Genomic DNA, 12,671 nt, shown 5'->3' with positions numbered 1-12,671 from the left:
CTCCTGTTGGGTGCGGCGATCACAGCGCCCGGGTCAAGGTGCTGCCACCGCGCTGGATCTCAAGCGGGGCAAATTCCCGCGATCAGAAGCAGTCCGCACAAGCGCGTCCATATGTTGTCGGGTGATTAGCCTCATACCCAACGGTTATGGACCGTATAGGGTGTGAGAGCGTTCTTGCGATGGGCTTGCGGATGGGCGCCCGTTGGTAGGCTCTGGGCGCGATAGAGGGGCGGTGCCCGAGGGCGTTCAGTGGGACATGAGTTCAGTACAGGGCAAGGTGCGCGCATCCACGCTCCGTCATGCCTTGGGCGAAGTGCATCCACGGCATCTGGCCTTCCGGAGTCGCCATCCGGAGGTCACGTTCTTGCGCGCCTTCCACGCACCGGAGGAGACAGTGAGCGACACCACGCAGAACAAGGCGAATGTGATCGCCTTCTACGAGCTGATGTTCAATGACTGCCGGCCGCGGGAGGCAATCGATCGCTATGTGGGCAAGGAGTACATCCAGCACAATCCGCATGTGGCGACCGGTAAGGACGGCTTCATCGCGTATTTCGAGCGCATGGCGCGCGAGTGGCCGGGCAAGCGCGTCGAGGTGAAACGGGCGATTGCCGAGGGCGATCTGGTGGTGCTGCACTGTCTCCAGCACTGGCCGGGCGATCACGACTACGCGGCCATCGATATCTTCCGACTCGATGAGAGCGGAAAGATCGTCGAACACTGGGACGTGCTGCAAGTTCTGCCCGAAACGTCCGCCAATCCGAACGGAATGTTTTGACGAGCCAAGTACACTATTCGGTCGTGATGAACTGCCCTGCGAATTCATCGGAGCAAGGAAGGCTTCCTCGACAGTTCGTGGACAGCGCAAATGCACAAGATGGAACCACGCGTCGCCGTTCCAACGGCGATGACGGCTTCTTAGTGAGCGTCGGCGGCGTAGTGCGTCCCGGCCCTACCGCTATTCGCCGGCGCGACTGTTGCGCATCTGCCGGACCTGCTGGACAACTTGTTCGAGATTGTAGCTGGCCGGATCCTGCAGCGGCGGATAGTCGATATAGGTCTCGAGCTCACGCAGCCACAGTGCCTGGCCGATCGGCAGCAGGTTCCAGTCATAGACATAGGCCGTCACCGGGCCGGCGAGGGCGCCGCCCATGCCGAATAGCGTCTTCATCTGGTCGCCGATCGAGGTCTCGAACGGATCGCGCTTGATGTTGACCACCTGCGTCCAGTGATAAGGCATCACGCCGCTGATGAAGCCGGCCGGCGAGTCCGACACCATGGCGAAGTACATCTTCCAGTTCTTGTAGCGGACCGCCGATGGGTCCTTGCCGGAATAGTAGAAGAACGTGTCACGCGCCGATTTTTCGGAGGAGCCTTCGAGATAGGCGCGTTGGTTGACGCCGTCGAGCGTGGTCTTGACGATGCCGGGATAGTTGCCCTGCTCGATCCGCGCCTTGAGCTCGTTGCCCTTGTCGCCGCCGGCGATGTCGACGAGCGTCGGCAGCCAGTCGAGCGACGCGAACATCTGTGTCTTCAGCGTGCCGGGCGCGATGTGCCCGGGCCAGCGCACCACCAGCGGCGCCCGCATCCCGCCTTCCCAGGTCGAGAGCTTGCCGCCCTTGAAGGGCGTAGTGCCGCCATCCGGGAAGGTGATGGTCTCGGCGCCGTTGTCGGTGGTGAAGACGACGATCGTATTGTCGAGCTCGCCCATCTCCTGAAGCTTCTGCAGGACGAGGCCGATATTGTCGTCCATCTGCTTCATGCCGGCTTCGTTGACGCCCCAGTCCTTGCCGCCGGGTTCGCCCACCATGCCCATATACTTGTCGGACAGCACGGTGGTGATGTGCATGCGCGCCGGGTTGTACCAGACGAAGAACGGCTTGCTGGTCTTTTGCGGGTCGTTGCGGTCGAGGAAGTCGATGACCTTGGCGGAGATTTCCTCGTCCACGGTCTTGGAGCGCTCCAGCGTCAGCGGCCCTTCATCCTTGCAGGTTTGATTGGCCGAGGTGCCGTCCGACGAGGTGCAGGCGAGCACCGGGCGCGGCGGCGTCAGGCAGATGGTGGTCTTGGGGTCCACGGCGCCGGCCGGGTCGGCAAGGCCGGGCACCGGCGTGTTGCGACAGGGCGGCGCCACCGTCTGCTGCGTCGGCGTCGCGTTGATGTCCGGGAAACTGACGCCCTGCATGGCGTCGAGGTGATAGAGATAGCCCCAGAACTCCTGGAAGCCGTGTGCCGTCGGCAGCGCGTCCGTGTGGTCGCCGAGATGGTTCTTGCCGAACTCGCCGGTAGAATAGCCGAGATCGTGCAAGAACTTCGCGAGCGCCGGCGTGCCGGGCCGCAGATAGGACGGGCTGCCGGGCAGCTGCGGAGGGATCATGCCGGTGCGCAAGGGGTGCATGCCGGTGAAGAAGGCGTTGCGCCCGGCGGTGCAGCTTTGCTCGGCGTAGTAATCGGTGAACACTGCGCCTTCGCGGCCGATGCGGTCGATGTTCGGGGTCTCGCCGACCATCAGGCCGCGATGATAGATGCTCGGCTGCATCCAGCCGATATCGTCGCCCATGATGAACAGGATGTTCGGCCGGCTCGGCGGCTGTTGTGCCGTGGCGGGCGGGGCTACGACCGTTATCGTTCCTGCCACAGTCAATGCCGCGGCGGCGGCCAGTAGCCCAACGCTACATTTTCTTGACGCATCCATAGCTCCGCTCCCTGGGCGACGAGTATCCGTCGCTCATTTGCAAAGAAGTCGTCGAACTTAAGCGTCGTACGAAGCGAAGATCATACCTCAAGAGGTCAAGAATAAGAAGGTAGTGATAAGATAATTGAAATTATAACGTAATTAATGCTTACTTATCGTGAAGCGGTGATTTATAAATATTCGCTGTTTCAATGAGTTGCGCATTGCGCGCTCTTTTGCGCGCGACTGCGTGCCAAATGTGCTTTCGCTCCCATCGCTGCGTGGTTCGCTGCCCTCAATTTTCACTCGCGGGAGCGCAATCCGATGTCGGCTGTTCCGGCCCCTGAGGGCAGTCGCATGTCAAATGGGCTGGCTGGCCCACATGACGAGACCTGCGCTTTCACTTCTATTGGCGTCATGGCAAAGACGGCTCAGTCGACCAGTTCCTGGATGTCCGCGGCGCCGAAGGGCGATCTTAGCGGGGGCGGTCGATGAGTTCGCGTTCCGCGCGCAGGATATATTCCATGCCCTGGCCGATGTCCGAGCGGATGGCGGCGACGAAACCCTCGCCGTCGCGCGCCGACAGCGCATCGGTGGCGGCGCGGTGGTAATCGATGGCGAAGGCCGCCGAGCCGTACTGGCTCGATATGTAGCGCATGGACGGGCCGGCCTGCAGCCATAGCATCTCGATGATCCGCATCAGTGTCGGGGCGTTGGCGCGTCGGTAGATCAGGAAGTGGAAATCGAAATTGCTCTTCATGTAGAGCCGCCGATCGTCGGTCTCGATGGCCGTATTGACCCGCGTGTCATGCCGCACGAGCTCGTTCAGATCAGCCTGGGTCAGGTGATCGAAGGCCCGGCGCGCCGCCTCTGGCTCAATCTGCATGCGGGCGAAGACCACGTCGCGGTGATTGGCGAGGCTGAGGCGCGGCACCTCGATGGTGCGGCTGTCGGCAAAGTGCAGCGCCCCCTCCGCCACCAGCCGGCGCACCGCGTCGCGCACCGGAATGACGCTGAGACCATGTTCCTGCGCCAGGGCGCGGATCGACACCCGGTCGCCGGGCATGAACTCGCCTTCCCAGATCTGGCTGCGCAGGGCGCGGTGTAGCGCATCGGCCACAGTGTCGGGCTGATACTCGCTGCTGGCGTCATTCATGAGCCGTCTTATCCCTTCGGATCGTTGTTATATGACATGGCTACGTATTATAACACGTCATCGAACGCCACCGGAGACGCCCGCCAAATGCCCGCCGACGCCGTGAGTCCCGTCCCGCCGAGCTTCGTGCTCGCTGCGCATTGCGACCTCAACGGTATCTTCCGTGGCAAGCGGGTGCGCGCCGATGCCGCCGGCAAGCTCGCCAAGGCCGGCATCCGCATGCCGATGTCGTCCATCGGCGTCGACATCTGGGGCACCGATGTCATCGGCAATTCGCTGTTCGATCGCGGCGATCTCGACGGTATCGTCGAGCCGACCGGCCGGGGGCCGTTGCCCCTGACCTGGACCGACACGCCGGCGCGGCTGCTGCCCATGTGGATGCGGCTGGAAACGGGCGAGCCGTTCTTCGGCGACCCGCGCCGCGTGCTCGCCGAGATCGCCGGCCGCTTCGCCGCGCGCGGGCTGACGCCGGTAGCGGCGACCGAGCTGGAATTCTACCTCGTCGACCCCAAGGCGGCGCGCGCCCGCCCGCTCGTCCCGCTGCCCGAGGCGCATGACGGGGCCGGCGACACCATCTACTGTCTGCAGGAACTGGCGAATGTCGGGCCCTTTCTCGACGACGTCTATGCGATGGCGGAAGCCTGCGGCGTCGCGGTCGACGCGGCGATCTCAGAGAGTGGCCCCGGCCAGTACGAGTTCAATCTGGTGCACGGCCCCGACGTGCTGCGCATCGCCGACGATACCGTGTTCTTCAAGCAGATTGTCAAGAATGTCGCGCGCCGGCACGGGCTGGCGGCGAGCTTCATGGCCAAGCCCTATCCGAACCATTCGGGCAACGGGCTGCATGTGCATTTCAGCCTCGTCGATGCCGAGGGACGCAACGTCTTTGACGATGGCGGGCCGCGCGGCACGGCGACGATGCACCACGCCGTGGCGGGTCTCCTGGAGGCGATGCACGACACCACGCTGATCTTCGCGCCGCATCGCAATTCGGCGCGCCGGCTGCGGCCGGGCACGCTCGCTCCTACCATTGCCGCCTGGGGCTACGAGAACCGCACGGCGGCGGTGCGCATCCCCGGCGGGCCGCCGCTGGCGCGGCGCATCGAGCACCGGGTCGCCGGGGCGGATGCCAATCCCTATCTGGTGATCGCCGCCATCCTCGCCGCCGCGCTCGACGGCATCGAGGCCGGCGCCGAGCCGCCGGCGCCGATGCAGGGCAATGTCTACAAGGCCGCCGGCCGCGCCATTCCGCCCGACTGGCGGCAGGCGATCGAGGTCTTCGAGGCGAGCGCCCTGGTCGCCCGGCTGTTCCCGGCCGACTTCATCACCATGTTCGCCACCTGCAAGCAGCAGGAACTGGCGGTGTTCGAGGCGGAGATCTCCGAGCTCGAATATCGCAGCTACCTGCACAGCGTCTGAGGCCGGCGATGGCACTTCCCCACACCGGCTCCTACTACGCCGCCACCGCCAATTCCTACGCACCTTTTCCGCCGCTTGCCGAGTCCATCGAGGCGGATGTCTGCATCGTCGGCGGCGGCTTCACCGGCATCAACACCGCGCTGGAACTCGCCGAGCGCGGGCTGAAGGTGGTGGTGCTGGAGGCCAACCGCATCGGCTGGGGCGCCTCCGGTCGCAATGGCGGCCAGATCACCGGCTCGCTCTCCGGCGATGTCGCCATGGCGCGCGAGTTCCGCCGCACGCTCGGCGAGGCGGCCGATGACTACATCTGGAACTTGCGCTGGCGCGGCCACGCCATCATCCGCGCCCGCGTGGCGAAATATGCGATCCCCTGCGACCTCAAGAACGGCCATGTGCAGGCGGCGACCAAGCCGGCCCACGTCGCCGAACTGCGGACGATGCATGCCGAGGCGGTCGCGCGCGGCATGGGCGCCGACATCTCCTTCGTCGAGGGCGAGGCGCTCAGGGCCCTGCTCGAGGTGCCGATCTACCTCGCCGGGCTGCACAACCGCCGCAACATGCATGTGCATTCGCTAAACCTCGTCATCGGCGAGGCGCAGGCCGCGGCCTCGCTCGGCGTTCGCCTCTTCGAGGACAGCGAGGTGACGCGCCTCATCCCCGGCAAGCGGCCGGTCGTCGAGACCGCGCGGGGACGGGTGAGTGCCGACACGGTGATGCTGGCCGGCAATGCCTATCACCGCCTCGGCCGCGGCCGGATGCGCGGCGTGCTGTTCCCTGCCTCGCTCGGCATCCTCGCCACCGCGCCGCTTGACGCGGCGACAGCGCGGGCGATCAACCCGCTGGACGTCGCGGTCTACGACAACCGCTTCGTGCTCGACTATCACCGACTGACCGCCGACCGGCGGCTGATCTTCGGCGGCGGCACCAATTATTCCGGCCGCGACAGCGCCGACATCGCCACCGAGCTGCGCCCGGCGCTGGAGCGCACCTATCCGCGCCTGAAGGGCATCGGCATCGACTTCCAGTGGTCCGGCAAGGCAGGGATCATCGCCAACCGCATCCCGCATCTGGGGCGCGTGGCGCCGAACATCTTCTATGCCGAGGGCTATTCCGGCCACGGCATCGCCACTTCGCACATCGTCGCGGAGATCATGGCGCAGGCGATCACCGGCACCATGGCCGAATTCGACGTGTTCGACGCGGTGAAGCGGCTGCGCCTGCCGATGGGTGCAGCGCTTGCCCATCAGGCCCTCGCGCTTGGCATGTGGTACTTCCAACTGCGGGAGAAGCTGCGATGACGCGCCTCCCGCATCCCCCGCTTTGCCGGCCTCCTGCCGTCCCGCGCCGCGCGCGGAGACCGCTTTCACGCCTTCCTCCCGGCCGTCGTGCCGGCGCGTGCCTTCCACACAAGCGTCCGAAACGGACCGCCCCTTCCAGAGAGATCCAGATGAGCAACGATATGGGAAAGATCCGCGTCATGCCTGGCGCGGCGAGCGGCGCGCACTATGGCCTCAGCCGTCGTGACCTGATGAAGTCGGCCGCTGCGCTCGGCCTCGCTGCCGGCTTCGGTGGCCTGCTGCTGCCCGGCGCCGCCCGCGCCGACGAGCCGAAGAAGGGCGGGCAGCTGCGCGCCGGCATTCTCGGCGCCACCACCAACACCAACGACCCGGCGCTGCGCCAGGACGAGTTCGGTGTGATGGCCGCCTACACGACCTTCAACCACCTCGTCGAACTGAACCCCGACAAGACCATCAAGCCCGAGCTCGCCGAGAGCTGGGAGGCCAAGCCCGGCGCGACGGAATGGGTGTTCAACATCCGCAAGGGCGTGGAATTCCACAACGGCAAGACGCTCACCGCCGACGACGTGATCTATTCGATCAACCGCCATCGCGGCGAGAAGTCCCAGTCCGGCGCCAAGAGCCTGATGGCGGCCATCGCCGACATCAAGAAGCTCGACGCCAACCAGATCCTCGTCACGCTGAAGAGCCCGAACGCCGACTTCCCCTACAACTTCACCGGCGACCACATGGCGATCACGCCTGATGGTTTCGAGGACTGGATGAAGCCGGTCGGCACCGGCGGCTACAAGCAGACCTCCTTCGAGCCCGGCGTGCGCGCCACCTGGACCCACAACGCCAATTACTGGAAGCCCGGCCGCGCCCATGTCGAAGAGGTCGAGTTCCTCGTCCTCAATGACACGCAGGCGCGCATCGCCGCGCTCCAGTCCGGCCAGATCGACGCGCTCGGCCTCGTCGACCCGGCGGCGGTGGAGATGCTCAAGGGCAATGCCGGCGTGCAGGTGGTGAACTCGTCGGGCGGGCAGTTCTGGAGCTACGCCATGAACTGCAAGAAGGGGCCGTTCACCGACCCCAATCTGCGGCAGGCGATGAAATACGCCATCGACCGCCAGAAGATCCTCGACATCGTGCTGCGCGGCAACGGCAAGATCGGCAACGACCACCCGCTCGCCCAGACCGACCCGATGTTCGACGCCTCGCTGGCGCAGAACCCCTACGACCCGGAGAAGGCCAAGTTCTTCCTCAAGAAGGCCGGCATGGACAGCTTCAAGATCGAGTTGAACACCTCCGACGCCACCTTCGCCAACTCCGCCAATGTCGGCCAGCTCTACCGCCAGGCGGCGCTGCCGGCCGGCATCACCATCGACGTGGTCCGCCAGCCTGCCGACGGCTACTGGGACCAGGTGTGGCTCAACGTCGACAAGCCGCTGACTACCGGCGTGTGGATGGGCCGGCCGACCGCCGACATGATCATGTCGATGGTCTATGCCTCGACCGCGCCGTGGAACGAATCCTTCTGGTCCAACGCCAAGTTCGACGAACTGCTGGTGCAGGCGCGCGGCGAGCTCGACGCCGGCAAGCGCAAGCAGATGTATGGCGAGCTGCAGGGCCTCATCCACGGCGACAGCGGCCATGTGGTACCGGTGTTCGCCGACTTCATCGATGCCTACAGCCCGCGCGTGAAGGGGCTGGTGCCCACCCCGTCCTGGTACCTGATGGGCGCCCGCTTCACCGAACGCGTCTGGCTGGAAGGCTGATGACCGCGATACTCGCCAAGCGGCTGGCCATGGGGATCGTTCTGGTCCTCCTGGCCTCCGCCCTCCTGTTCTTCGCCGGCGAATTGCTGCCGGGCGACTTCGCGACGAAGCTGCTCGGTTCCTCGGCGACGCCGGAGGCGGTGGAGGCGCTGCGCCGGGCGCGCGGCGTCGACGCGCCCGCGCTCACGCGTTATCTCGACTGGCTCGCCGGGCTGATGCGCGGCGACCTCGGCACCTCGCTGACCAATGGCCGCGAGATCGGCCCGCTGATCGCCACGCGGCTGAAGAACACGCTGATGCTTGCCGGCGCGGCGGCACTGATCGCGGTGCCGCTGGCGGTCGGGCTCGGCACGCTGGCGGCGATCTTCCGCGACCGGCTGTTTGACCGCGCCATCCTCGTCCTGTCGATGGTGACGGTGGCGACGCCGGAATTCTTCTTCGCCTACATGGCGATCGCGGTGTTCGCGGTGAACCTGCATTGGGTGCCGTCGATCTCCATCGTCACCGCCGGCATGAGCTTCGAGCGGATGTGGCCGCTGCTGGTGCTGCCGGTGATGACGCTGGTGATCACCTCCTGCGCCCACATGATCCGCATGACGCGAGCCAGCATCGTCTCGGTGATGGATTCCGACTATGTCGGCACCGCGCTGCTCAAGGGCCTGCCGGAATGGCAGGTGGTGGTGCGCCATGTCCTGCCCAACGTGATGAGCCCGATCGCCGCCGTGGTGGTGCTCAACCTCGCCGATCTCGTGGTGGGGCTGATCATCGTCGAGACCATCTTCGCCTATCCCGGCATGGGACAGCTGATGGTCGATTCGGTGTCGAAGCAGGACATCACCGTTGTGCAGGCCTGCGGGCTGATCTTCGCCGCCACCTACATCCTGCTCAACATGATCGCCGACCTCCTGGCGATCGCGCTCAATCCCCGACTGAGATACGCGCGATGAGCCTCACCGATGCCACCTCGCGCCCCGCCGCACCCTCGCGCCTTTCCGGCGTGCCGGTGATGCTGGCGGCGCTGTTCTGCCTCGCCTGCCTCGTCTGCGCGCTCGGCGCCGACTGGATCGCCCCCTATGGCGAGGCCGACCTCGTCGCCATGCCCTGGCAGGCGCCGGACCTCGCCCATCCGCTCGGCACCGACCAACTCGGGCGCGACATGCTCTCGCGTATCATCTTCGGCGCCCGCACCTCGATCGGGCTGTCGCTCGCCATCGTCACGCTGGCCTTCATGGTGGGCGGGGCGTTCGGCCTCGCCGCGGTGACGCTGGGCGGCTGGGCGGACGCCGTCATCAGCCGCGTCGTCGACCTGTTCATGGCGCTGCCGCCGCTGGTGCTGGCACTTCTGGCGCTCAGCGTGTCCGGAACCTCGCTGGTGACGCTGACGCTGGTCGCGGCCTTCATCGCCAGCCTGCGGGTGTTCCGCCTGACGCGGGCGCTCGGCGTCGACATCGCCGCGCGCGACTTCGTCGACGTCGCCCGCCTGCGGCGGGATTCCACGGCGCGCATCATGTGGCGGGAGATCCTGCCCAATGCGGCGATCCCGTTGATCTCCGAATTCGGGCTGCGCTTCGTCTTCGCCTTCCTGTTCGTCGCCTCGCTGTCCTTCCTCGGGCTCGGCGTACAGCCGCCGACCGCCGACTGGGGCGGCATGGTGCGCGAGAATGTCGGGGCGCTGAACTACGGCCGGCTCACCCCGCTGGTGCCGGCGGCGTTCATTGCGCTGCTCGCCATCAGCGTGAACCTGATCGGCGACTACGTGGTCGCCCGGCGCGGAGGCGCACGATGAACGGTTCCGCACCGCTGCTGGAGATCAAAGGCCTCCATGTCGAGGCGGTGCTGCCGAATGGCGGCATCGCGACCATCCTCGATGACATCTCGCTCACCCTCGGCCGGGGCGAGGTGATGGGGCTGATCGGCGAATCCGGCGCCGGCAAGTCGACGCTGGGACTGACCGCGCTTGGCGCGGTGCGCGGCGGCGCCTATGTGCGCTCGGGCGAAGTGAAGCTCGACGGCGTCGACCTGTTGAAGGGCGGGCCGGCACTGCTGCGCGACATTCGCGGCCGGCGCGTCGCCTATGTCGCGCAGTCGGCGGCTTCCGCCTTCAATCCCGCTTTCCGGCTGATCGACCAGGTGATCGAGACCAGCGTGCAACGCCGGTTGATGAGCCGCGCGCAGGCACGGCAGCGGGCGATCGAGCTGTTCGCCCGGTTGGAGCTGCCCTCGCCGGAGACCTTCGGCGAGAAATTCCCGCACCAGGCTTCTGGGGGCCAGCTCCAGCGCGCCATGACGGCGATGGCGATGTGCGCCCGTCCCGACCTCATCGTGTTCGACGAACCGACCACCGCACTCGACGTCACCACCCAGATCGAGGTGATCCTGGCGGTGCGCCAAGCGATCCGCGAGGAGGGCATGGCCGGGCTCTACATCTCGCACGACCTCGCCCTCGTCGCGCAGATGGCCGATGCCATCCTCGTGCTCAGGCATGGCAAGATGGTCGAGAGCGGGTCGACGGCGCAGGTGATCGAGGCGCCGACCGCCGACTATACCCGTCGGCTGATCGCCGCCCGCAACCTTCGCCATGCGCCCCAGCCAGAGCGCCCGCCATTGCTGGAGTTGAAGGGTATCGCCGCCGGCTACGGCAATGTCAGCATCATCGAGAAACTCGACCTCGTGGTGCCGCAGGGCCGCACGCTGGCGGTGGTGGGCGAATCCGGCTCCGGCAAGTCGACGCTCGGCAAGGTGATCTGCGGATTGCTGCCGCACCGGGCGGGAAGTCTGGCCTTCGCCGGGCGGAGGCTGGAGCCGGACATGCACCGGCGTCCCCTTGACGACCTCCGCGACATCCAGATGGTGCATCAGAACCCCGACCTCGCGCTCAATCCGCGCCAGCGGGTCGGCGAGATCATCGGTGCGCCGCTCTCCCGCTTCCAGGGCCTGCGCGGTGCGGCGCGGGACGTGGCTGTCGCCGCCCTGCTGGAGCAGGTGGAGCTGAAGCCCGAATTCGCAGAGCGCCGCCCCGGCGCGCTTTCCGGCGGGCAGAAGCAGCGTGTGTGCATCGCCCGCGCGCTCGCCGCCCGGCCCCGGCTGATCGTCTGCGACGAGGTGACCAGCGCGCTCGACCCGCTGGTCGCCGACGGCGTGCTCAAGCTGCTGGCGCGGCTCCAGGCGGAGCAGGGGGTGAGCTACCTGTTCATCACCCACGACTTCGGCGCGGTCGAAGCGCTGGCCGACCATGTGGCGGTGATGCGCCACGGCGCTCTCGTCGCCGCCGGTCCCGCCCGGCAGGTGCTGAACCCGCCCTACCATCCCTATACCGAGGCGTTGATCCGCGCCGTGCCGGAGCTGCGCCTCGGCTGGCTCGACGGCGTGATCGCCGCCCGGGCGACGCAGACCCCAGACCGGAGATCGACATGAACCGTGACACACGGGCGCTTCTCATCGCTGCCACCGGCGAAGATCCCGAGCCCTACCGCGCCGCGCTCACCGCGCAGATGCCCGACCTCGTCGTGCATGCGGAAGGCGAGGGCTACGATCCCGCTACCATCGCCTATTCGCTGGTGTGGAAGCCGACGCCCGGCCTGATGGCGAACCTGCCCAATCTCGAAGCGATCTTCTCCATGGGCGCCGGCATCGACCATGTGCTGGCCGATCCCCAACTGCCGCCCGGCCCTCCGATCGTGCGGCTGATGCACGACAAGACCCGCGAGCAGATGCGCGACTACGTGCTGCACGTGGTGCTGCACTATTACCGGATGATGGACGTCGCGGCGGCGCAGCAGGCACGGGGCGAATGGCGCTTCCTGCAGATCCGCGACAAGGCGGCGCTCAAGGTCGGCATACTCGGCCTCGGCGAGATGGGTGGCGCAGCGGCCCGGGCGCTGGCGGGGCTGGGCTTCTCCGTGCTGGGCTGGTCGCGCAGCGCGCGCCGCATCGAGGGCGTGACCGGTTTCTCCGGCGCCGAGGGGCTGAAGGAGATGCTGGCGCAGACGCATTTCCTTGTCTCGATCCTGCCGGCCACCACCGACACGGTCGGCCTCCTCGATGCCGGGCTATTCGCCGCTCTGCCCAAGGGGGCGGTGGTGATCAATCTCGGGCGCGGCAACCATCTCGTCGCGGCGGATTTGCTGGTGGCGCTCGATTCCGGGCATCTCGCCGGGGCGACGCTCGATGTGTTCGATCCCGAGCCGGTGCCGGCCGACAGCCCGTTCTGGACGCACCCGAAGGTGCGCCTCACGCCGCATATCGGCAGCGACGGCAATGCCGAGATCTGCGGCGAGGCGGTCACCGCCAACATCGTCCGCATCGAGAACGGCCTGCCGCCCGAGCCGGTCGGCGAGCGCGCCCGTGGCTACTGACATTCGAACGGA

10 protein-coding genes are annotated in these 12,671 nt (G+C 66.7%); 8 read left to right on the top strand and 2 right to left on the bottom strand.

Going from position 1 to position 12,671, the window contains the following annotated elements:
* Positions 1-394 precede the first annotated feature (394 nt).
* On the top strand, positions 395-778 hold the full coding sequence (locus LGR54_RS08250) for a nuclear transport factor 2 family protein (protein WP_230361451.1): 384 nt from the start codon (positions 395-397) through the stop codon (positions 776-778).
* A gap of 180 nt (positions 779-958) precedes the next feature.
* On the opposite strand, the gene LGR54_RS08245 is transcribed toward LGR54_RS08250, so the two are convergent.
* The gene (locus LGR54_RS08245) at positions 959-2,569 is read right to left on the bottom strand and encodes an arylsulfatase (RefSeq protein ID WP_370638165.1); all 1,611 of its coding nucleotides are present in this window, start codon (positions 2,567-2,569) and stop codon (positions 959-961) included.
* Between the two features lie 580 nt (positions 2,570-3,149).
* Positions 3,150-3,830: a GntR family transcriptional regulator gene (locus LGR54_RS08240; RefSeq protein WP_230361449.1), complete on the bottom strand. Its 681-nt coding sequence runs from the start codon at positions 3,828-3,830 to the stop codon at positions 3,150-3,152.
* An 87-nt stretch (positions 3,831-3,917) separates the two neighbouring features.
* On the opposite strand from LGR54_RS08240, the gene LGR54_RS08235 reads away from it, so the two are divergent.
* From LGR54_RS08235 to LGR54_RS08205, 7 genes are all read left to right on the top strand, one after another.
* Positions 3,918-5,249, top strand: coding sequence for a glutamine synthetase family protein (locus LGR54_RS08235; RefSeq protein ID WP_230361448.1), 1,332 nt, complete (start codon positions 3,918-3,920; stop codon positions 5,247-5,249).
* Between the two features lie 8 nt (positions 5,250-5,257).
* Positions 5,258-6,547 carry an FAD-binding oxidoreductase gene (locus LGR54_RS08230; protein ID WP_230361447.1) on the top strand — a complete coding sequence of 430 codons (1,290 nt, stop codon included), beginning with the start codon at positions 5,258-5,260 and terminating at the stop codon, positions 6,545-6,547.
* Positions 6,548-6,696: 149 nt separating this feature from the next.
* Positions 6,697-8,304: an ABC transporter substrate-binding protein gene (locus LGR54_RS08225; RefSeq protein ID WP_230361446.1), complete on the top strand. Its 1,608-nt coding sequence runs from the start codon at positions 6,697-6,699 to the stop codon at positions 8,302-8,304.
* Positions 8,304-9,251 (top strand): ABC transporter permease, encoded by a 948-nt coding sequence (locus LGR54_RS08220; RefSeq protein WP_230361445.1) that lies wholly within the window; start codon positions 8,304-8,306, stop codon positions 9,249-9,251. Before LGR54_RS08225 ends, LGR54_RS08220 begins: the two co-directional genes overlap by 1 nt.
* A complete protein-coding gene (locus LGR54_RS08215; RefSeq protein ID WP_230361444.1) occupies positions 9,248-10,090 on the top strand; it encodes an ABC transporter permease in 843 nt (280 codons plus the stop codon). The genes LGR54_RS08220 and LGR54_RS08215 overlap by 4 nt, the downstream gene beginning before the upstream one ends.
* Entirely contained in the window at positions 10,087-11,718 is a 1,632-nt protein-coding gene (locus LGR54_RS08210; RefSeq protein ID WP_230361443.1) for an ABC transporter ATP-binding protein, read from the top strand. Before LGR54_RS08215 ends, LGR54_RS08210 begins: the two co-directional genes overlap by 4 nt.
* A complete protein-coding gene (locus tag LGR54_RS08205; RefSeq protein ID WP_230361442.1) occupies positions 11,715-12,659 on the top strand; it encodes a glyoxylate/hydroxypyruvate reductase A in 945 nt (314 codons plus the stop codon). Before LGR54_RS08210 ends, LGR54_RS08205 begins: the two co-directional genes overlap by 4 nt.
* Positions 12,660-12,671 lie beyond the last annotated feature (12 nt).

This window comes from Ancylobacter sp. Lp-2 (assembly GCF_020523795.1).
Classification (GTDB): Bacteria; Pseudomonadota; Alphaproteobacteria; order Rhizobiales; family Xanthobacteraceae; genus Ancylobacter.
The sequence above is the reverse complement of the archived record's forward strand: the minus strand, read 5'-3'. Positions and strand labels throughout refer to the sequence as shown.

Bases quoted from the DNA above. Each gene is read 5' to 3' on its own strand.
- LGR54_RS08230 (WP_230361447.1), top strand. From the start codon at position 5,258: ATGGCACTTCCCCACACCGGCTCCTACTACGCCGCCACCGCCAATTCC.
- LGR54_RS08205 (WP_230361442.1), top strand. From the start codon at position 11,715: ATGAACCGTGACACACGGGCGCTTCTCATCGCTGCCACCGGCGAAGAT.
- LGR54_RS08235 (WP_230361448.1), top strand. From the start codon at position 3,918: ATGCCCGCCGACGCCGTGAGTCCCGTCCCGCCGAGCTTCGTGCTCGCT.
- LGR54_RS08210 (WP_230361443.1), top strand. From the start codon at position 10,087: ATGAACGGTTCCGCACCGCTGCTGGAGATCAAAGGCCTCCATGTCGAG.
- LGR54_RS08225 (WP_230361446.1), top strand. From the start codon at position 6,697: ATGAGCAACGATATGGGAAAGATCCGCGTCATGCCTGGCGCGGCGAGC.
- LGR54_RS08220 (WP_230361445.1), top strand. From the start codon at position 8,304: ATGACCGCGATACTCGCCAAGCGGCTGGCCATGGGGATCGTTCTGGTC.
- LGR54_RS08215 (WP_230361444.1), top strand. From the start codon at position 9,248: ATGAGCCTCACCGATGCCACCTCGCGCCCCGCCGCACCCTCGCGCCTT.
- LGR54_RS08240 (WP_230361449.1), bottom strand. From the start codon at position 3,830: ATGAATGACGCCAGCAGCGAGTATCAGCCCGACACTGTGGCCGATGCG.